The sequence below is a fragment of the Pseudomonas abyssi genome (genome assembly GCF_003444685.1).
GTDB classification, from domain to species: domain Bacteria; phylum Pseudomonadota; class Gammaproteobacteria; order Pseudomonadales; family Pseudomonadaceae; genus Halopseudomonas; species Halopseudomonas abyssi.
Map to the genome: position 1 here is coordinate 462,466 of NZ_LMAZ01000002.1, position 21,087 is coordinate 483,552.

The 21,087-nt window shown below is 62.7% G+C and carries 13 protein-coding genes and 1 tRNA gene; 4 read left to right on the plus strand and 10 right to left on the minus strand.

Going from position 1 to position 21,087, the window contains the following annotated elements; genetic code table 11:
• Positions 1-67 precede the first annotated feature (67 nt).
• The 3 genes from ASB58_RS10350 to ercA form a co-directional block, all read right to left on the minus strand.
• Entirely contained in the window at positions 68-2,101 is a 2,034-nt protein-coding gene (locus tag ASB58_RS10350) for a PhoX family protein (protein ID WP_118130466.1), read from the minus strand.
• A gap of 178 nt (positions 2,102-2,279) precedes the next feature.
• Entirely contained in the window at positions 2,280-4,019 is a 1,740-nt protein-coding gene (locus ASB58_RS10355; protein ID WP_118130469.1) for a PAS domain-containing hybrid sensor histidine kinase/response regulator, read from the minus strand.
• Entirely contained in the window at positions 4,003-5,166 is a 1,164-nt protein-coding gene (ercA, locus tag ASB58_RS10360) for an alcohol dehydrogenase-like regulatory protein ErcA (protein WP_096004296.1), read from the minus strand. The genes ASB58_RS10355 and ercA overlap by 17 nt, the downstream gene beginning before the upstream one ends.
• 216 nt (positions 5,167-5,382) lie before the next feature.
• Between ercA and ASB58_RS10365 the strand changes: the two genes are divergently transcribed.
• Together ASB58_RS10365 and ASB58_RS10370 are read left to right on the plus strand one after the other, a co-directional pair.
• Positions 5,383-7,515, plus strand: a complete 2,133-nt coding sequence (locus ASB58_RS10365) for a NosR/NirI family protein (protein ID WP_118130471.1) — start codon at positions 5,383-5,385, stop codon at positions 7,513-7,515.
• A gap of 33 nt (positions 7,516-7,548) precedes the next feature.
• The gene (locus tag ASB58_RS10370) at positions 7,549-7,977 is read left to right on the plus strand and encodes a regulator (RefSeq protein ID WP_118130473.1); all 429 of its coding nucleotides are present in this window, start codon (positions 7,549-7,551) and stop codon (positions 7,975-7,977) included.
• 99 nt (positions 7,978-8,076) lie between these two features.
• Here ASB58_RS10370 and ASB58_RS10375 read toward each other — a convergent pair whose 3' ends face one another.
• Positions 8,077-9,093 (minus strand): mechanosensitive ion channel family protein, encoded by a 1,017-nt coding sequence (locus ASB58_RS10375; RefSeq protein ID WP_181977914.1) that lies wholly within the window; start codon positions 9,091-9,093, stop codon positions 8,077-8,079.
• A 134-nt stretch (positions 9,094-9,227) separates the two neighbouring features.
• Between ASB58_RS10375 and ASB58_RS10380 the strand changes: the two genes are divergently transcribed.
• A complete protein-coding gene (locus tag ASB58_RS10380) occupies positions 9,228-10,247 on the plus strand; it encodes a CNNM domain-containing protein (protein ID WP_096004308.1) in 1,020 nt (339 codons plus the stop codon).
• Between the two features lie 73 nt (positions 10,248-10,320).
• Here ASB58_RS10380 and ASB58_RS10385 read toward each other — a convergent pair whose 3' ends face one another.
• The 3 genes from ASB58_RS10385 to katG form a co-directional block, all read right to left on the minus strand.
• The gene (locus ASB58_RS10385; RefSeq protein ID WP_118130477.1) at positions 10,321-12,342 is read right to left on the minus strand and encodes a carboxylesterase/lipase family protein; all 2,022 of its coding nucleotides are present in this window, start codon (positions 12,340-12,342) and stop codon (positions 10,321-10,323) included.
• A 16-nt stretch (positions 12,343-12,358) separates the two neighbouring features.
• Positions 12,359-14,350 (minus strand): carboxylesterase/lipase family protein, encoded by a 1,992-nt coding sequence (locus ASB58_RS10390; protein ID WP_181977915.1) that lies wholly within the window; start codon positions 14,348-14,350, stop codon positions 12,359-12,361.
• A 460-nt stretch (positions 14,351-14,810) separates the two neighbouring features.
• On the minus strand, positions 14,811-17,027 hold the full coding sequence (gene katG, locus ASB58_RS10395) for a catalase/peroxidase HPI (protein ID WP_181977916.1): 2,217 nt from the start codon (positions 17,025-17,027) through the stop codon (positions 14,811-14,813).
• A gap of 254 nt (positions 17,028-17,281) precedes the next feature.
• Here katG and ASB58_RS10400 point away from each other — a divergent pair, with 254 nt between their 5' ends.
• A complete protein-coding gene (locus tag ASB58_RS10400; RefSeq protein ID WP_118130481.1) occupies positions 17,282-17,716 on the plus strand; it encodes a GNAT family N-acetyltransferase in 435 nt (144 codons plus the stop codon).
• A 15-nt stretch (positions 17,717-17,731) separates the two neighbouring features.
• Here the strand turns inward: ASB58_RS10400 and ASB58_RS20045 are convergent.
• From ASB58_RS20045 to selA, 3 genes are all read right to left on the minus strand, one after another.
• Positions 17,732-17,826: transfer RNA gene (locus tag ASB58_RS20045), tRNA-Sec, on the minus strand.
• A gap of 14 nt (positions 17,827-17,840) precedes the next feature.
• A complete protein-coding gene (selB, locus tag ASB58_RS10405) occupies positions 17,841-19,700 on the minus strand; it encodes a selenocysteine-specific translation elongation factor (protein WP_181977917.1) in 1,860 nt (619 codons plus the stop codon).
• On the minus strand, positions 19,697-21,076 hold the full coding sequence (selA, locus tag ASB58_RS10410) for an L-seryl-tRNA(Sec) selenium transferase (RefSeq protein WP_118130485.1): 1,380 nt from the start codon (positions 21,074-21,076) through the stop codon (positions 19,697-19,699). The genes selB and selA overlap by 4 nt, the downstream gene beginning before the upstream one ends.
• Positions 21,077-21,087: the final 11 nt, after the last annotated feature.

Consider the following 21,087-nt stretch of genomic DNA (forward strand, 5'->3'; position numbering starts at 1 on the left):
AAACCTCCAATAAAAAGGCGGGTCAACGCTGCGCACTGACCCGTTTGATAATCAACAAAGACGCTTATCAGCTACCGACAACACCACCGTCGTTCTTCCACACAACCACGGTCGCCGAACGCGGCGGGCGGGTGGACGGGGTGTTATCCGGCCAGGTGCTGGAATAGCTACCGCCAGCAAACTGATCACCAGAGGTACCTTCACCCGGATGCTGGACGTTGATGAACAGGGTCTTCTGGTCCGGCGTCATGGTGATACCGGTGATTTCCTGATCAATCGGGCCAACCAAAAAGCGCTTCAGATCACCTGTGGTCGGGTCCGCTACCAGCATCGCGCAGTTACCGAAGGGATCGTCCCAGCCGCTGTCCATCTGGATCCAGACACGGCTGTCCGGGTCGATCCACAGGCCGTCCGGCGAGCTGAGGATGTTCTCGGCAGTCAGGTCATTGCCGTTCGGATCGGAGCCCTTGTTGTTCTCCACGCCGCTCTCGCCGGCGTCACCAGCAAACAAAAAGATGTCCCAGGTGAAGGTAGTCGCAGCCTGCTCGCCGTCTTCCTTCCAACGAATGATGTGGCCGTGGTTGTTGGCCGCACGCGGGTTGGCTTCGTTCAGGTTGCTGTCGTTGCGACGGGTGTTGTTGGTCAGAGTGAAATAGACATCACCGTTGGCCGGGTCAACTGCGCCCCACTCCGGACGGTCCATCGGCGTAGCGCCCATGAAATCGGCGGCCAGACGGGTGTTGACCAGCACATCAGCCTGGCTGGTGAAGCCGTTGGCTTCGATCAGACCGTTCTCGCCGTAGACCAGCGGCATCCATTCGCCAGTGCCGTCATCGTTGAACTTGGCAACGTACAGAATGCCCTCGTCCAGCATGCTGCCGTTGGCAGTCGCAGCGTTGTAGTTGGCGGCGGTAACAAACTTGTAGATGTACTCAAAGCGCGAATCATCACCGGAGTAGCAGACCACCGGCTTGCCTTCCTCAGCCGGAGCAAACACCACACCTTCGTGGCCAAAGCGGCCCATGGAGGTACGTTTTTTCGGATTGCTGCTCGGGTCGAACGGGTCGATCTCGACCATCCAGCCGAAACAGACCGGCTCGTTGCGGTAGTCACCGGTGGCGTCGGCAGCCTTGATGCTGGCGTCGAAGCGTATGTATTCATCAGCGCCGTTGTCAGCCAACTCCCAAGCCCAACGACCAGTACCGCTCGGCACCCCGTAGCGCGAATGCTCACGCGGGTTATCACCCTTGTTGGTGAAATAGCCAGCCCAGTTTTCCTCGGCGGCCATGTAGGTACCCCAGGGGGTGTAGCCGTTACCGCAGTTGTTCAGCGTACCGCGGGTCATAGTGCCGTTGGGGCTGTACAGGGTCTTGACGAAATCGCTGCCGCGAACCGGGCCGTGGATCTCCATCGGCGTCAGGGCGGTAATACGGCGGTTCATGCTGTCGGGCTGCACACTCCACTGGTTGTTCGCGCCCTTGACAATGCGCACCACGGAAACACCGTGGGCGTTCATTTCCTTGCGCACTTCGTCGGCCGGACGCAGACCGCCAACCAGCGGCGGCGTCGCACCACTGGAGAGCGAAACACCCTGAGCCGAGGCGTGCATCAAACGCGGCTCAACGTACTCGTGGTTGAGTACCAGCAGACCGTCTTCCGAGCTGTCATTGATCGGGTAGAAGTGCATGCCGTCGTGGTGCGAGCCAACTTGTTCGGCCTGGTCATTACCGGTGTTGTTAACCGAGAACGACGGGAAGCTACCCAGAATCGGCGTACCCCAGGGAATGATCACCTGGTAGCTGTAGCCCTCAGGTACTACGATTTCATCGGCGGTGCTGACGGCAACAGCAGAAAAGCCCAACAGGTCAGCAGCCGGAGCGTCACCAGCGTCATCATTGTCAGAGTCGCTGTTGCAGCCGGCCAGCCCCAGACCAAAGAATCCCAGCGCAGCAGCGCCAGCGCTGCCCTTAAGTACCTGGCGACGAGCCAGGCGGGCCTCCAGCACGCTGGAGAACAGCGGGTTCATCTCACGGGTGCTCAATGGCTCATCCCCAGCCCCGTTGTCGACATACACCAGCTGATCACGTTGTTCGATGGACATCGATTCCTTCCTCTCAGGTTTTTTGGTTTGTTTGAAAACCCAAACAGGATGGCGAGCAAAAATGACAAGACGAGCCGAAAGCCATGAAGCTTTTATGTTGGTTGTCAGACCCTAAGGTGACAGCCAGATGACAGACGCAGGAGCCCGCGCCAGAGCAGGTCGTTGAGCCTGCGGGACTTCAGCGACGGGGCGAGAGCAGGGTATCCAGCGAGGCGCGCAGCTTACCCGCCTTGATCGGTTTGTTGAGTACCGCCACGCCCAGCGACCTCGCACCCTGGCGGCAGTCTTCGGTGCGATCGGCGGTGATCATCAGCGCCGGCAGCTCTGCGCCAAACTGCTCACGCAACGCAGCCAAGGCCTCCAGCCCGGTCCGGCCGCCGTCCAGGTGGTAGTCGACCAGCGCCAGATCCGGCGCACGCCCCTGCAGGCAACTGACCGCCTCCTCAAGGTCTGCGGCTGTCAGTACATCGGCGCCCCACTGCTGCAGCAGGCCCTGCATGCTTTGCAGCACCATGTGCTCGTTGTCGATCACCAGCAGGCGGCGCCCCTGCAAAGGCACCGCCAGATGGGCGCCCAGGTTGCTGCGCTGCTGGCTGACCAGCGGCTGCCGGGCCAGCGGCACGCGCACGCTGAACACCGAACCGCGCCCCAAGCGCGAGCGCACCTGCACCTCGACCTTAAGCAGGCGCGCAATGCGCTCGACAATCGCCAGCCCCAACCCCACGCCACGGCGCTGACCGGGCCGACCAAAATCGAGCTGGTTGAACTCCTGAAAAATCTGCCGGAAGTGGGCCCGGTCAATACCGCGCCCGGTATCCCAAACCTCGATCCACAAGTCACTGCCGCGCCGTCGGCACCCCACCAGCACACCGCCGCTTTCGGTGTACCGAATGGCGTTGCTGATAAAGTTGCGCAGGATCCGGCTCAGCAGACGGAAGTCCGTATGCACTGCATGGGCACAGGTGCGACTGCGCAAGCCGACGCCGGCGGCCTCGGCCACACTGCCAAACTCGCAGAGCAGCGGTTGCAGCAGTTCATCCACGCTGCAATCGCTGTACTCTGGCTGCAGGTTCGGCTGATCCAGGCGCGAGATATCCAGCAGGTCACTGAGCATATCTTCCGCACTTTCCAGCGCGGTGTGAGAACGCTCCACCAGCAGCCGGGCACTGGCGGGCAGGTCGACGTCACCCAGGGTAGCCATCAGCAGACGAGCTGCGTTCAGCGGCTGCAGCAGATCGTGACTGGCTGCAGCGAGATAGCGATCCTTGCTGCGATTGGCCTGCTCGGCGGCATCACGTGCCTTGCGCAACTCACCCTGGGTGCGCTCATGCTCAATGATCTCGTAGCGCAGACTCTCGTTCAGTCCCTCCAGCTCATGGGTGCGCTGCTGTACTCGCTGCTCCAGCTCGTCGTTGAGCTGCTGCATGGCCAGCTGCGCCTGCTTGCGCTCGGTGACATCGGCGACGAAAGCCTCAATCACGTGGTCATTGGCATCCGGGCGCAGCAGAATATTCATGCGTACGTCCATCAGCGAGCCATCGGCCCTTGCCAGCCGGGTCTCGTAGCCCGTCAGCTCTCCTTTGCGCAGCAGCTGTTGGCGGATACGCTGAAACTCAGACTCGCCACCAATAAAGAACTGCGCCCCCAAGGAACCACGCGCGGCCACCAGCTCGGCCGCCGACTGGTAGCCCAGCATCCGCGCCAGCGAGCGGTTGGCCATGCGCAGGCCATCGGCCAGACTGGCCTGAAAAATCCCGTGAACCGCATTCTCGAACAGCCACTTGTAGCGGTTACGCTCCGCTTCCAGCTCCTCCAGCCGCGCCAGCAGCTCCGGATAGTAGCTCTTGCGCGATGACTGCGACCCTAACCCGAGCAGCCCGGTGAGCACATCCCGGCGCGGGTCAGAGGGCCTCGGCATAGACGACCTCAACGTCCTTCAGACTGGACTCGCGCGGGTTGGTCAGAATGCAGGGATCATCCATGGCGTGCAGCGACAAGGTGCGCAGATCACTGGTGCTGACCCCGTGCATGCGCAAACTCTGATGAAAGCCCATCGCCTCCTTCAGGTCGATCAGGTGCTGAATCAGGCGCGCGCGCACCTGCGGCGTCGTCAGCCCACGGGTATCAATATCCAGCGCATTGGCAATCACCTTGAAGCGCTCCGGCGCGGCGTCAAAGTTAAAGGCCACCACGTGTTCGACCAGGATGGCGTTGCACAGCCCGTGTGGCAGGTCGAGAAAGCCGCCAAGGCTGTGCGACATGGCGTGCACGGCGCCCAGAATGGCGTTGGAAAAAGCCAGCCCCGCCTGCAGGCTGCCCAGCATGACCTGCTCGCGCACGGCCAGGTCCTGCGGGTCACGCATCATCTTGACCAGGTTGGCATTGAGCAAGCGCATGGCTTCCAGCGCATGAGCATCGGTCATCGGCCCGCTACCAGTCGAGACAAAGGCCTCGATGGCATGCACCATGGCGTCGATGCCGGTGCAGGCCGACAGGAAGGTATCCATGGTGGAGGTGGTTTCCGGGTCGATCAGCGACACATCCGGCACCACCGCCTTGCTGATGATGGAAAACTTCACCTTCTCCTGCTGGTCGGAAATGATCACAAACTGCGAGACATCGGCCGAGGTGCCGGCGGTGGTCGGGATACAGATCAGCGGGGGGATGGGCGCACGGATGGTGTCCACGCCTTCAAAGGTCAGGATGTGCCGGTCATGGGCCACGGCAATACCAATGGCCTTGGCGCAGTCAATCGGACTGCCGCCACCAATCGCCACAATCACGTTGCAGCCGGCGGCCCGATACACCTCGGCGCCGTGCATCACCTCTTCGGTGCGTGGGTTGGCCGATACCTGGGTAAACAGCACGTAGTCGATGCCCTGCTCCTGCAGGCTTTCCTCCACGTCCATCACCCAGCCGGCGGCCTGCACGCCCGGGTCCGACACCAGCAACACCTTGCGGGCGCCAAAAGTGGAGGCGTAATTGGCGACGGTCTTGCGCGATCCGGCGCCAAAAATGATCTCTGGCGTAACGAACTTGCGCAACTGGCTGACATCGTAGGACATGCTTTGGCATCCGCGTTGTTGTTGTAATGCTGAGGGCTCGACCGGGCGTGGCAGAGCCGCACAGGCGGTCCCGGCAGACTACCCCAAAGTCAGGCGCTTTATAAGCCGCCTGGGCGCGAACTAAGACTGAAGTAGCAGCGGCTCAGCCCCTAAGTTGCATGGCTCGCCCACCCGCTGCTCGCCAGCATGGAGACACAACAACAAGGATGATTCGCCATGTCTGTGCGACGCCAATCGGCCCGGCATCTGCTGCTGGCCTGCCTGCTTTGTCTGCTCAGCTCGGCTCTGCGTGCCGAGGGCCAGCATACGACCGACTGGCAGCCGGCGGTACAGCAACTGTTCCCCAGCGCCACCCGCCTGATCGAGAAGCAGGGAACGCCGCCGGTCTATCAAGCCTTTCAGCTCGACCAATTGCTCGGCTACGCCTTCGAATCCACCGACTACTCGGCCCTGCAGGGTTTTGGCGGCAAACCCATCCGCCTGCTGATCGGCCTCACGCCCGAGGGTAAACTGACCGGTGTCACCGTGCTGTCACATCATGAACCGGTGTTTGTGCACGGCATGGGCGAGCAGCCGCTGTTCGACTTTACTGCCCAGTACGCCGGGCGCAACATCGCCACACCTATCGTTGTCGGCAGCCAGCACGGCGGTGCGGCGGACGGTGACAGCGTCAGCTACATCGACGGCGTGGCCAAGGCCACCGTATCGGTCGTGATCCTCAACGAAACCGTGCTGCAGTCAGCCATGACGGTAGCACGCGCCCTGCTCCCCGACTTTATTCAAGGGCCGCAGGCCATCGCTCGCCAGGACGTGTTCACGCCCCTTGACTGGCAACAACTGCGCGAGCAGCAACTGGTGCAACGCTGGCAGCTGGATGCGGCCAGCGTGGAGAACGCGCTGGGCAACAGCCTGGCCTTCTACCCGAGCCTGCCAGGCACGGCGGATCAGCCGTTCAGCGAGCTGTACTTCGCCTACCTGAACACCCCCATGAGCGGACGCAACCTGCTCGGCGACCAGGCCTTTGCTCAGCTGCAGGCCGAACTGCAACCCGGCGAGCATGCCCTGCTGGTGATGTCGCGCGGACGCTACGGCCATGTACCAGACGACTTTATCCCTGCCACTGCCCCCAGTCGCATCACGCTGCTGCAGCATGGCTTGGCGATTGAGCTGCATGACATGAACTTCAACAACGGCAACCTGCTGCCGCTGCTACCCGTGGCGGGCGCTGACTGGCAAGCCCATCTCTTTCGCATCAAAGCCCACGCCGCCTTCAACCCGGTTGACCCGGCAGCCCTGCAGCTGAACGTCACCCTGCGCCGCAACCCGCTTAGCGAACAGTTCGCGCAGTTCGAACAGCCCCTGAACCTGGATCAGGGACTGTTCGAACTCAGCGCCGCGCCAGCCCGTGCTGCGCCGACGCCAATCTGGGTGCAGATGTGGCAGCAGCGCAGTTGGCAGATTGGCACGCTGCTGCTGGCCCTGGCGCTGGTCAGCCTGGTATTTGTGCGCCAGCATCAGATCAGCCGGCACGCGCGCGCTTTCCACGCCCTGCGCGCCGGCTTTCTGCTGTTCACCTTGGTGTTTATCGGCTTTTACGCCCAGGGCCAGCTCTCGGTGGTGAACATCTTTACCCTGCTGCTGGCCATCAAGGACGGCTTTGATATTCGCGTCTTCTTGCTGGATCCGGTGATCTTCATTCTCTGGACCTTCACCTTTGTCAGTCTGTTTCTCTGGGGGCGTGGCCTATTCTGCGGCTGGCTCTGTCCGTTCGGTGCACTACAGGAAATGGTCAGCTGGGTGGCAAAAAAGCTGCGTCTGCGCCAATGGAAGATCAGCGAACGCTGGCACCGCCGCCTGCAGTGGCTCAAGTACGCGATTGTGCTGGTACTGGTCAGCTCTGCCCTCTACTCACTGACGCTGGCCGAGCGACTGGCCGAGGTGGAACCGTTCAAAACCTCGATCACCCTGGGCTTTGTCCGGACCTGGCCGTTCGTGCTGTACGCCCTGCTGCTGCTGGGTGTGGGCCTGTTTGTGCACAAGTTCTATTGCCGCTATGTCTGCCCCCTCGGTGCCGGCCTGGCCATCCTCGGCCGCCTGCGCCTGTTCTCCTGGCTGACGCGCATCAAGGCCTGCGGCAAGCCCTGCCAACACTGCCACAACCAATGCGAGATCGGTGCGATCAAGCGCAGCGGCGCCATCGACTACGACGAATGCATCCAGTGTCTGGAGTGCATCGTGATACTGAATAACGAGGACCAGTGTGTGGACGCCATCCGCGCACGCAAGCAGGCCGCGCGAGCGAAACGCGCCAACAATGTCATCGTCAGCGACTGGGCACCCCAGCGCTAAACCAGCAGCACCACAACAACAAAGGACGTCACCGTGAAAAATCTGGACCTAAGCCACATCCGCTGGAGCCAACTACCCGGCTTCGACAACTTCGACTACTGCGTGCTGAGTGTCGACCGCCCGAACAAGCTGGTCGATGTGCTGTTCCACTTCCATGAGAACGACCCGATCGTGCTGCACCGCCATTGCGCGGTAAACCACACCTTTGTGATCAGTGGCGAGCACCGCCTGTTTCACGCCAACGGTGACCTCAAGGAAGTTCGCCCCACCGGCAGCTACACCATCAGCCAGCCCGACACCACGCCGCACCGCGAATGCGGCGGCGAAGGCGGTACCTTGGTGCTGTTCAGCATTCGCGGTACCGAGGGCGTCATGTACGAGATCCTGGATGATCAGGAGAACCTGATCGCGGTATTTGACATGGATACCTTTGAAGCCCTGCACGCGGCAAACGCGTCATGACAGGTTGACCCCTCGCTGCAGACTAGCCGCTCTGAGTCGCCGCCTGATCAGCAGGGCACAACGCCCTACCTCGCAGCTGCACAGCCAGCCGGTGCAGCGCTACTCCTGCGGCGCCGTTGGATCGAGCAGGTCCGGCTCGGTTCTGGCGCGCTGATCCGCTTCGATCTGCGCGCCAAGATCAGCTGTGGCCCTCGTATCCACCGCTCCTTGCACGGCGCGCGGCGGCGCCTTCACCGGTTGCTGCGGCGCCGGATCGAGCGTGCCCGACTCGATCATCTGCACCCGGTAAATCGGCTCCGGCAAATCCATGCCCGTAGCTTCCAGCACACCCTTGACCTGGCGGATCGCCTCACTTTTCAGCAGACCAAAGTCATGGCTGCGCTGATCCACCCAACCCTGGAAGCGCACCTGCACACTGGAGTCGCCCAGCGCGACGATATAAGCCCGCGGTGGCGGGTCGCTGAGCACACCGTCCAGGCCCCGGATGCAGTCAGCGCCCAGTTGCTGGGCCGCAAGCAAATCCTCGCCCACGCCGATGCCGACATCAAACTGAAAGCGGCGGCTCGGGTTGCGGGTGTAATTGAGTGTCACACTGCGAAACACCAGCGCATTGGGCAGGCGCAAGTGATTGCCGTCCAGCGTCATCAGAATGGTCGCGCGCGAGGTCAACGCCACCACGATGCCCTCGTTGCCGTCAATCACCACATGATCGCGCGGCGCGAAGGGCTGACGCAGGCTCATCAGCAAACCGGCCAGGTAGTTCTCCAGCGTATCCTTGAAGGCAAAGCCCAGCGCCACCCCGAGTACCCCAGCGGTACCCAGCACCGCGCCAACCAGAGCAGTCGCGTTCATGATTTCCAGCGCCACCAGCACAGCCACCAGCGATACGGCCCAGCGCACCGAGGTGCGCGTCAGCTCGCGCATAAAGGGGTTGCGCTGCGCCACGCGCTCCAGCAACGCCCGCCGCGACAGCCAGCCACCCAGCGCCCAGCCTACCCAAATCACCAGCAGCGCCAACAGCAGCATGGGCAGTGCCGCCAGCAGGGAGTAAAGTTCTTCCATCAAGCGCTGGCTGACGGCATCAATATCAAAGCGCAGGGTTTCGGTCAGTTCCATATTGCCTCCGTAATCTCCTCTTTCTTTGTAATGCAGACACCCGAAAAGTGCAGAAACCTTTTGCAGCACCTTGCCACACATCAGGCTGATCCAGGGCGTACAATGGAGGTCCGATTGACTACCTGTGTTGCCTGATGACCCTGCTGATAGCCTTTGCTGTCCTTTCCATCTTTGTCTCTTTTCTCTGCTCCGTTCTGGAAGCTGCCCTGCTGTCGATGACACCCAGTTTCATTGCCCAGCAAAAGGCCGACAAACCCAAGCTCTACGACCGCCTGCGCCACCTGAAAGAAAACGTTGACCAGCCGCTGGCCGCCATTCTGACGCTCAATACCGTGGCCCATACCGTGGGCGCCACCGGCGTTGGTGCGCAGGTCACCCTGGTATTTGGCGACGGCTACCTGGGCATTGCCTCGGCGATCATGACCCTGCTGATTCTGGTGTTGTCAGAAATTCTGCCCAAGACCCTGGGTGCGCGGTACTGGCCAAAACTGGCACCGGCCCTGCCCGCCCTGCTGGGCACCATGATCACCGTGCTCAAGCCATTTATCCTGCTGTCTGATCTGGTCACCCGAGGTCTGGGCGGCAAGGCGCCGGAGCACGACGTACGCGAGGAGATCAAGGCCCTGGCCCTGCTTGGTCGCGAGCTGGACAAGCTGGATGAAGACGAGCAGCGCATGATCAGCAACGTGCTGGAGCTGCACAACATGCGCCTGCGCGACATCATGACCCCGCGCACCGTCTGCGAAAGCCTGGCGCCCGAGCAGAGCATCAGCGACACCCTGTTGCGGGTGCAGGACAGCCAGTTCTCGCGCTATCCGGTGATCAGCGAAGAGGAAGCCCCGCTCGGCGTGGTATTTCGCGTCGACATTCTGGCCGCCAAGGACCAAAGCGCGCCAATCAGCTCGGTGATGAAGCCGGTCAAGGTGGCGCAGGATTCACTCAACGTCGAAACCCTGATGGGCCAGATGCTGACCGAGCAGCAGCACATGTGCCTGGTCTACGACGAGTTCGGCAGTTGGGGTGGTCTGGTGACCATGGAAGATATTCTGGAAACCCTGATCGGCAAACCGATTCTCGACGAAACCGACGACATTCCCAACATGCGCAGACTGGCCCGGCGCCTGTGGGAACATCGCCTGAAAGAAGCCCGCTAACCGGGGCTGGACGGCAAAAGGCCCCGATACCACCGCAGCGGCGGTACCGGGGCCGGTCTCTCAGGACTAAGCGTTAGGGCGCCTCGGCGGTGCCCGTCACCATGCGCGCGGTGCCATCCGTGCCCATTTCCATCAGTGCATCGTTATCCAGCGTATAAGCCGTCCAACTGATGGTGTCCGTACTGGGGTTGCCGGTTTTGGCGAAGTTGGTCCACTGCAGCATGGTTTCTTCAGCCACCGCCATATCCACCGCGCCATAGCGCATTGATGCATAAATATCCGCGCTATCGCCCTGGGTGCCGGTGACCCCGTTGCCGTTCAGGTCCCCAATCGACGGGCGCTGGCCCTGCGGCGTCAAGACCAGACCCAACAGATAGTTCTGCACCATCGCTGCCGGGTAGTTGAACAGATACGGCAGCTCACAGCCATGGCAGCTGGTCAGTCCCAACTCCGTCCAGCCCGGCGGCACCCGGCTGAAACGGTAAATGAACTGCTCAGACTCATAGCGCGCCGAACGTTGCTGCAACCAAATCGGCAGGGCCGCGCGCAGCGTGGTGTAGTCGCCGTTGGTCACACCCGCCATCAGCGGCACGTCGCTGGGCATGCCGTCGACTACGTTCTGATAGTAGGTTTTGGGCTGGTAGTAATAGTCCACGTTGGGCCGGTAGGTCTGGCGCGGGATACTGTTGTCCAGATCGGCCTTGGCAAAGGCAGTCCAGGGCAACGCTCTGGCCTCCTCCAGCGTAGACACCCCGGTGCGCTCAAACAGCGCCTCACCAATGGCTTCGGACTCGGCAAGGGAGTCGCCCGGCTCGCTGGTGGTGTCCAGCGGCGCAAACCCGCTCTGCACGATCGCCTTGTGGAACAGGCCACTGGCCTGCGGCGAATTCATCAGTGAGTAGACCTTACCGCCACCGCCGGACTGCCCGAAGATAGTTACGTTGCCCGGGTCTCCGCCAAAGGCAGCAATGTTGTCCTGCACCCACTGCAACGCCATCACCAGATCCATCTGGCCATAGTTGCCCGACCCGTTGTAGCCGCTTTCGGCGGTCAGCAGCGGGTGGGCGATGTAGCCGAATGGTCCAAGACGATGGTTCACGGTGACCAGCACCACCTCTTTCTCGGTCAGCCCCTGCGGGTTGTTGTACTGGCTGGAGTTGGCCGACAGGATGGCAAAGGAACCACCGTGGAACCACACCATGACCGGCAGATTCTCCGCATCCTTGGGCGTGGTGACATTCAGGTACAGCGAATCCTCACTCATGCCCCCTTCGTTGACGCGCTCCAGCGTGTAGTCCTGGGCTGACTGGTCAGCCCAATCCACCGCGTCGCGCACGCCTTCCCAAGGCTCGGCAGCCTGCGGCGGGCGCCAGCGCAGCTCGCCCAGCGGCGGCTTGGCGTAAGGTACGCCAAGGAACTGCCAGGCATCGGCGCTTGCCTCAAACCCGCGCAGCGTACCGCCGGTGGTTTCAACCTCCACCCGCGGGCCGCTGGAACGAGCAAAGTGCGCCCGGGCATCGGCCGCCTCGACAATGGCACGCGGGCGCGGGTCGGTATCGGAGAACGCCCCGTCCGCTTCCAGATCGTCAATCAGATCAGCAATCGCCGTGCGAAATTCGGTCGCACTCTGATCAAGCTCGATCTGCCCCGCCACTGCGCTCACAGCGCTGCGAATCTGCTCGGTCAGTTGAATGCCGTTATTCAGATCACCGTCGGCGTCCAGCGTCTGCAACAGCACCAGCATATTGGTAACGCGCTGGTCACTGGCGTCCACCGCGCCACTGACAATGTCCAGCGGCGTCAGTGTCGCACCGCCCGGCGCGCTGCCCAGCACCAGATCGCCAATGGCAAACGTCAGGGTCTCGGAGCCGCGATAAACGAACTCGCCGGTCGCACTGGTGGTCGCGGCGGCCGTGCGGGTACCGCTGTAGTTGAGTCCGGCCACCGGGCTGTCGACAAACACGCCACGGGCGCTGTCGTCATCGCTACCGCCGCCACCGCCCAGACAGCCGGCCAAAGGCAGGGCCAGTGCCGCCATAACAGCCAGGCTCAGACGGCTGCGCCGCCCATGGAAAACACGCATTGCATTGTTCATTGCATCACTCCCTGAGTCAGTCTTGCAGCCGTTCGGCCAGATTCGAGCCGATGTCGGCGCCGGTATTGAGTTCAACGTACTGCTGCGTATCAGCCTGATAGGCCGGATACGTCAGCTCATCGACGATGCTCGGGTTGCCGGTTTTGGCGAAGTTGGTCCAGATGGTCATCATCCGGTCGATCACCTCATCATCAGTGGCGTCAAAGCCGGCAGAAGCCAGGATGTCGGCCGGGTCGCCACGCGAGCCGGATACGCCGTTGCCGTTCAGGTCGCCAATCACCAACGGTTGCCCGGTTGCCGGATCCAGCACAAGGCCCAGCAGGACGTGGGTTACAACGCTCTCGGGCATGTTGAACAGGTACGCCAGCTCAGCCGCGTGATAGGCCTGCACCCCGCGTTGGCGCCAGCCCGCGGGCTGATGGCTGAACAACGTGGCGTACACCGGCTGGTCTTTCAGCGGCGCCATCCAGGGAAAGACGTTGATCGCGCTGGCGGTCGGCTCCTCGGTGTCGTAGGTGTTGATGCTGAACATGAAGGGCACATCGTTATCCTGACCGCCCTCGAACAGCGCGCGCTCAGAGATCGGCAGGTAATGGTTGTCGATGTTGGTGTACTCCAGCCCGGTCGCAGCAGCGGCCACCTCATTCCAGGGTGCGGCACGCATCTCGGCCAGCGAATCAACGCCCATGCGTTGCTGCACGCTCAGGCCAACCGCCTCACCGTTAGCCAAGGTGCGGGTATCCGGGCGCAGGGTGCCACTCTGGCTGATCGCCTGGTGGAAGAGCCCGGCCGCCTGGGGTGAGGCCATCAACGACAGCACCTTGCGGCCACCACCGGACTCGCCAAAGATGGTCACGTTATCCGGGTCGCCACCAAAGGCCGCAATATTCTCCTGCACCCACTGCAGCGCCATGATCAGATCCATCTGGCCGTAGTTGCCGGAGCCGTTGTAACCACTCTCCTCGGTCAGTTCCGGGTGCGCCAGGTAACCAAAGGCACCCAGCCGATGATTCACAGACACCTGCACAACCCCCTTGCTGACCACCGCGTCAGGGTTGTTGAACGGCTTGGTATTGCTGGTCAGGGCAGTAAAACCGCCACCGTGAAACCAGACCATGACCGGCAGCTTGTCAGCGCCCTTGGGCGTGGTGACGTTGAGGTACAGCGAGTCCTCGCTCATGCCGCCTTCGCCAAACCGCTCCAGCGCCGGATTCTGCGCAGCCTGATCGCTCCAGGCGACGGCATCACGCACGCCCTCCCAGGGCTCGGCCTGCTGCGGTGCTCGCCAGCGCAGATCGCCCAATGGCGGCTTGGCGTAGGGAATTCCAAGGAACTGCCAGGTGTCGTCCGTCGCGGCAAAGCCACGTAATTCACCTCCGCTCGTGGTGACCAGATGACGTTCGGCAGTGGAGCGTTGGAAATGCTCCAGCGCATCGCTCGCGTCGGTCACGCTGCGGGCGCGCGGATCGGTGTCGGAGAAGGCACCGGCGGCTTCAAGATCGGCTATCAGACCGGCAATCGCCGCACGGAAGTCGGCCGGGCTCTGATCAAAGTCGATAGTGCCCGCCACCAACGACACCTCGTCACGAATCTGCGAGCTGACCTGGATACCGTTGTTGAGGTTGCCATCGGCGTCCAGGCTCTGCAGCAGGATCAACTGGTTAAGCACCCGCTGATCGTCTGCGCCGGCAGCGCCGTCTACCAGATCAAGCGGCGTCAACAGCTGGCCACCCGGTGCACTGCCGAGCACCAGATTGCCAATAGCAAAGGTCAGGATTTCACCGCTGCGATAGCTGAACTCGCCACTGTCGCCGGTTTTCGAGGCAGCAGTCTGGCTGCCATGGTAATCAAGCCCGGCTACCGGACTGTCGACAAAGGTACCGCTCAGCACATCATCGCTACTACCACCGCCACCGCCCAGACAGCCTGCCAGGGGCAAGGCCAGCATGGCCAGTGAGGTACCTAACCAGGCAGGGCGCCGGGCTCGCTTTGCGAGTGTAAAAGTCATACCGCTCTCCGCGTGTTGTTGTTGTACTCGAGACCTGCCGCCGACCGAGGCCAGTGACTGATTCGGCCTGAGCATAGGTAGAGAGAACGGCGGCAACAACCGGGAAAAATGGCTGAGACAGCAGCTCGGAAATGAGCCACAAAGACAAACTGACTTTTTGGTCAAAGCAGAACCAATCAGTCAAAACAGGGCTTAAGAAAAACTCAAAGTCGGTATAAACGTTCATTCCGCCTAGTCTGGCACCGCCGTTTGCCTGATTTACCGACAGCTCAACAGACACGCGACAGAGCCATCATTGACCTGTGACCAGCGCGTCGTCGAGAGACAAAAAGAACAGCGTCTTAGGCCGAAAAACGCCATTATGAACAATCATTCACAAATCGAATTGCACCCGCAGAGCGGCCAAAAACGCCTCGGGCGCCATATGGCGCCCGAGGGTCAGAGGGAGGTGAGGGACAAATCAGGCGAGGTCAAAGCGGTCCGCGTTCATCACCTTGTTCCAGGCACCGATGAAGTCCTTGACGAACTTCTCGCCGGCGTCGTCCTGGGCGTAGGCTTCTGTCAGCGCACGCAGCTGTGAGTTGGCACCGAACACCAGGTCCACGCGGGTTCCGGTCCACTTCAGCTCGCCGCTGCGGCTGTCACGGCCCTCGTACACGTCCGCGTCGTCCGCGGTGGGTTTCCAGACGGTGTCCATATCCACCAGGTTGACGAAGAAGTCGTTGCTCAAGGTGCCCGGCCGCTTGGTAAACACACCGTGCTTGCTGCCGCCGTGGTTGGCCCCCAGCACTCGCAGGCCACCCACCAACACGGTCATCTGCGGCGCGCTCAGACCCAGCAACTGCGCCTTGTCGATCAGCATTTCCTCGTCGGCTACGCTAAAGCGGGTACGGCGATAGTTACGGAAGCCATCGGCTTCAGGCTTCAGCGGCTCGAAGGAGTCCGCATCGGTCTGTTCGTCCGTCGCATCGGTACGGCCCGGCGCAAAGGGCACACTGACACTGTGCCCCGCATCCTGCGCTGCCTTCTCGATGGCCGCAGCACCACCCAGCACGATCAGATCAGCCAGCGAGACCTTCTTGTTGCCGGCCTGCGCCGCGTTAAAGTCGCTCTGGATGCCTTCCAGCACCTTGAGCACCTTGGCCAGCTGTTGCGGATCGTTGGCCTCCCAGTCCTTCTGTGGCGCCAGGCGAATACGCGCACCGTTGGCGCCGCCGCGCTTGTCGGAGTCACGGTAGGTGGAAGCTGAGGCCCAGGCAGTGGACACCAGCTCGGCCACACTGAGCCCGGAAGCCAGCAGCTTGGCCTTGAGCGTGGTGATGTCCTGCGCGTTGATCAGCTCATGGTCCACCGCCGGCACCGGGTCTTGCCAGATCAGATCTTCAGCCGGCACTTCCGGGCCGAGATAACGGACCTTGGGCCCCATGTCACGGTGGGTCAGCTTGAACCAGGCGCGGGCGAAGGCATCAGCGAATTCTTCCGGGTTCTTGTGGAAGTGCTCGGCAATCTTACGGTAGGCCGGATCTTCGCGCATCGCCATGTCGGCGGTCGACATCATGATCGGCACGCGCCGAGTCGCATCTTCGGCATCCGGCGCATGGTCCTTCTCGGCCAGATTCTTCGGCGCCCACTGGTGAGCGCCGGCCGGGCTTTTGGTCAGTTCCCACTCGTAGCCGAACAGCACGTCGAAGTAGCTCATGTCCCACTGGGTCGGCGTCGGCGTCCAGGCGCCTTCAAGGCCGCTGGTGATGGTGTCACGGCCCTTGCCACTACCATGGGTGCTGAGCCAGCCAAAGCCCATGGCTTCCAGCTCACCGCCTTCCGGTTCAACCCCGACCAGTGCCGCATCGCCCGCGCCGTGGGTTTTACCAAAGGTGTGACCACCGGCGGTCAAGGCCACGGTTTCGTAGTCGTTCATCGCCATGCGTTCGAAGGTGTCGCGGATGTCGCGAGCCGATGCCAAGGGGTCAGGCTTGCCATCCGGCCCTTCCGGGTTGACGTAAATCAGGCCCATTTGCACGGCGGCCAGCGGGTGCTCCATCTCGCGGTCACCCGAATACCGACTATGCGGCTTGTCGCTGGTAGCCAGCCACTCGTCTTCGGCCCCCCAGTAGATGTCTTCTTCCGGCGCCCAGATGTCGGCGCGGCCTCCACCGTAGCCAAAGGTCTTGAAACCCATGGACTCCAGCGCCACGTTACCGGCCAGAATGTACAGGTCGGCCCAGGACAGCTTGTTGCCGTACTTTTTCTTGATCGGCCACAGCAGGCGACGGGCCTTGTCCAGGTTGCCGTTGTCGGGCCAGCTGTTGAGCGGAGCAAAACGCTGGTTGCCGGTGGACGCGCCACCGCGGCCATCAGCGGTGCGATAAGTGCCAGCGGAGTGCCAGGCCATACGAATCATCAGCGGACCATAGTGGCCGTAGTCAGCCGGCCACCAGTCCTTGGAATCAGTCATCAGGGCAGTCAGGTCCTGCTTGACGGCAGCCAGGTCCAGCTTCTTGAATTCGGCAGCATAATCAAGCTCGCCGGCCATCGGGTCAGAGGACGGATTGTGCTGATGCAGGATGCTGAGGTTCAGTTGGTTCGGCCACCAATCCTTGTTGGTTTGACCACGGCCGTGCAGCTTGGTGACGGAACCATGCATCACCGGGCAGCCGCCTGTTTTCTTATCGCTCATGTGTCTATCTCCGCGTCAGGTAGGGTGTTACGGGACTACGCAGACCAGCCGAGCTTTCCGCTCGTACTGTCTGTGACCTGCCGTTAAGTTAAGCACGGGATTCGATTAGCACAATTAACTTAAAACAAAGACCCTTATAGAGCATCCCTATAACAAGGAGGCAGGCGTAGCAGCAGCCGGCGCCTGCTACGCCTTGCGCCCTGGCGCTGATCAGGTAGCATCGCCGCCTCAACATTTTGCAGGGAGCACGGAAGGTGATCAGAGCCGCTAGTCAGGACGATACGAAACAGCTTGCCGACATCTGGCTGGCCGCCTCAATCAAGGCGCATGACTTTGTCGAACCGGCCTTCTGGCAGGCACGGCTGGAGGACATGCGCACGCTCTACATTCCTGCCTCGGAGTGTTTTCTGGAGGAGCATCAAGGCCGGGTTAGCGGTTTCTGCTGTCTGGTGGACGACTGTCTGGCAGCGCTGTTTGTCGCACCTGACCGTCAGGGCCAGGGCATCGGTTCTCGACTGCTCGATGAAGCCAAGCGGCGGCGCAAGTCACTGCAGTTGACCGTCTACAAGGCCAATCACGCCAGCGTCGGCTTGTACCAAAAACAGGGTTTCAGGATCACCGCCGAGCAAGTGGACGAGCACACCGGCCATGCCGAGCTGTGCATGCGCTACGACACCCAAGGCGAATAGTTCAGAGCGGAAAGTTGGCGGAAGGACATGGGAGTCGAACCCACCAGACACGCGTTGCGCATCTCACCGGAGTTGAAGTCCGGGCGCCCCACCGGGGACGATGTCCATCCATTGCGGCGCAGGCTCAGCCTGCCACCAGAAAACGTTGCTCACGCACGAAGCGGGTCACGCCAGCGCGATCCAGATACTCCAGCACCTGAATGGTCAGGTTGCGGCCGATGCCCGAGGCATCGCGGTACTCGGCGGCGTTAAAACTGCCGGACGGCGAGTCTGCCACCAACTGCCGTGCGACCGCTACCAAGCCTTCCACCTGTGATGGCAGGTAATAACGGTTGGGTGCTACGGCCACCAGTTCACCCGCTCGCTGCATGCGCTGCAAGAACGCTTTAAGCACATCAAGCTCGATACCCAGCGCGGTGGTCAGCTCGCCGACAATCGGCGGTCGCAGCCCGCCCGGTGCCAGCTCGGCAGCCACCCGCGCCAGCAGCTCGGCATCCCCCGCCTGCAACTGCGGCCTGTGATCTGGCAAATGCAGCGCCCAGGCTGCGCGTTGCAGCCGCCCCTCGGCCTGCCAGCGTTGCAGCAACTGACGCGCCACCGGCAACGGCAGTTGCAGACAACCGACCAGCCCAAGCTGCCCCTCCCCCGGCCCGAGCAATTCGGGATGCTGCTGATGCCAGTCGGCCAGACGCTCGGCCAGCCGCTGCCAGCGTGCTTCGCTGGCCTCGACGGTCAGCGCGACCCGATGACCGGCTGCCGCCAGCACGATCAGGCCCTCAGCCGGCAGCAACTGCTCAAGCTGGTCGGCGGACAGATTCAGTTTCAGCGCCAGTTCGGGCAACGCCACCGCACCCTGTTGCAGCGCTGCGGCCATGACCTCATCTGGCGTGCTGGCGGCCGCCCAGGCTGACAGCCATGTCAGCCGCTGCGGATGACTGCGGCCACGGCGCATACCCTGCGGATCCAGCACCCGGCCGCCACCCAGCGTGGTGTTGGCAGCCGGATCGCGGATGATAAAACGATCTCCCCAGACTGCCGCCACCGGCTGCTCCAGCATCAACTGCGCCAGACCCGCCGTCTCATCCAGCAGCACCACCCGCACCGAATGGATCGCCGTACCCAGATGCAGCTGCAGCACGCCCCGGTGCCAATGGCTGTCCGGCAATTGCGTGAGAGAAACGTCCAGCCGATCACTCAGCGGCAGGACCTGCTCGCTCAGCCAATCGCCACGCTGGGGCTGCTCGGCTGAAACCGTACCGCTCAGGTTCAGCGCGCAGCGCTGCCCGGCGCGCACCTCAGTGACCTCTCGGGACGCCAATTGCAGGCTGCGCACCCGCACCTCCTGCCCATGCAGCCAGAGTGTCTGGCCCACCTGCAGGCGACCACTGACCAGCGTGCCGGTCACCACACAACCCGCCCCGGCAATACTGAAGCGCCGGTCGATCATAAAGCGCGCCGGGCTGTCGCTGGGCCGCGCCTGCCGCCGTTCGGCCCGTGCCAGCAAGGCCTGACGCAAGGCGTCGATACCCTGCCCGCTGGTGCTGGATACCCGCCATACCTCTGCATTGGGCCAGCCCGCCTCGGCGGCCAGCGCCTGCACTTGCTCGACAACACGCTCGCACTGAGCATCATCGACCAGATCACAGCGGCTGATCACCAGCGCCAGCTCGCGTACACCCAGCAGCTGCAAAATCGCCAGATGCTCGCGGGTCTGCGGCATCACCCCGTCATCAGCGGCGACCACCAGCAACGCCATATCCACCCCGGCCACCCCCGCCAGCATGGTGCCGATAAAGCGCTCGTGGCCGGGCACATCGATAAATCCCAGCGGCTCGCCGGTCTCGCTCGGTAGCCAGGCGAGCCCCAGCTCGATGGTCAGCCCACGACGCTTTTCTTCGGCCAGCCGGTCGGTGTCCACGCCAGTCAGAGCGCGAATCAGCGAGGTCTTGCCGTGGTCGACGTGCCCGGCAGTGGCGATGATCACCCGGCCGCTTCCAGGGCGGTGCGCAGCGCTGCCGGGTGTTCCAGGCAGCGGCAGTCGAGCAGCAGGCTGTCTTCAGCGATACGGCCGATCACCGGCTGCGGCAGCTGACGCAGGCGCTCGGCCAATTGGCGCAGCGCGCGGCTGCGCTCACGGCGGTTGGCGCTGGTACTGCGCAACCGCAGCGCCGAGCTGGGCAATACGTCGAGTGGCAGCGAGCCGGAGCCGATCTGACTGCTGACCGCACACACATCCACCGCAAAGGCCTCCCCCGCCCAGCGCTGCAAGTCAGGCAACAGAGCGTCGCAGGTCTGGCGTATCGACTCGGCGCTGCGGGTCAGCAGGCGCAGAGTCGGCACCCGCTGCACCAGGGTGTCCGGGTCGGCATACAAGCGCAGCACCGCTTCCAGTGCTGCGAGGGTCAGCTTGTCGCAACGCAGTGCGCGCTTGAGCGGGCTCTTGCGGATGCGCGCAATCAGATCGGCACGCCCGGCGATGATGCCGGCCTGCGGCCCGCCGAGCAGTTTGTCACCACTGAAGGTGACCACGTCGACGCCTTCGGCCAGCACCTGCGCGACAACCGGTTCGGCCGGCAACCCCAGCGCCTGCAGGTCGATCAGCGAGCCGCTGCCCAGATCGACCGCCAGCGGCACCTGATGCTCACGGGCAATCGCTGCCAGCTGCGCCTCGTTGAGCGCGGTGCTGAAGCCTTCGATGCGGTAGTTGCTGGTATGCGCCTTGAGCAGCAGAGCGGTACGCGGGCCCACGGCTTCGCTGTAGTCGCGCGGGTGGGTGCGGTTGGTGGCGCCAACCTCGCGCAGCTTGCAGCCGGCGCGGGCCATGATGTCCGGCAGGCGGAAGGAGCCGCCGATTTCGATCAATTCACCGCGCGACACCACCACCTCGCGGCGATTCGCCAGTGCATTGAGCACCAGCAGCACGGCAGCGGCGTTGTTGTTGACCACGGTCGCGGCCTCGGCGCCGGTCAGGCGGCAGATCCATTGCTCGACGTGATCGTCACGGTCGCCACGTTGCCCGCTGGCCAAATCGAACTCCAGATTGCTCGCGCCGAGCGCGACCGCATTCATCGCCGCCACCGCTTCCGGCGGCAAGGGCGCGCGGCCCAGATTGGTATGCAGCACCGTGCCGGTCAGGTTCAGCACCGGGCGCATGGACGGCGTCAGCGTCGCCAGCAGATGCTGACGCAGCCAGTGCACCAGCGCCTCGTCGTCGCTGATCTCGCCGTCGCGCCAAAGCTGCAGCGCCGCACGCACACCATCAACCACCAGTGCGCGGCCGTGATCGGCAATCAGTTGCTGCACCAGCGGCCAGGCCAGGACCCGGTCGACCGCCGGAGGTCGATTGTGGGTGGCCGTCATGCGACCACCCT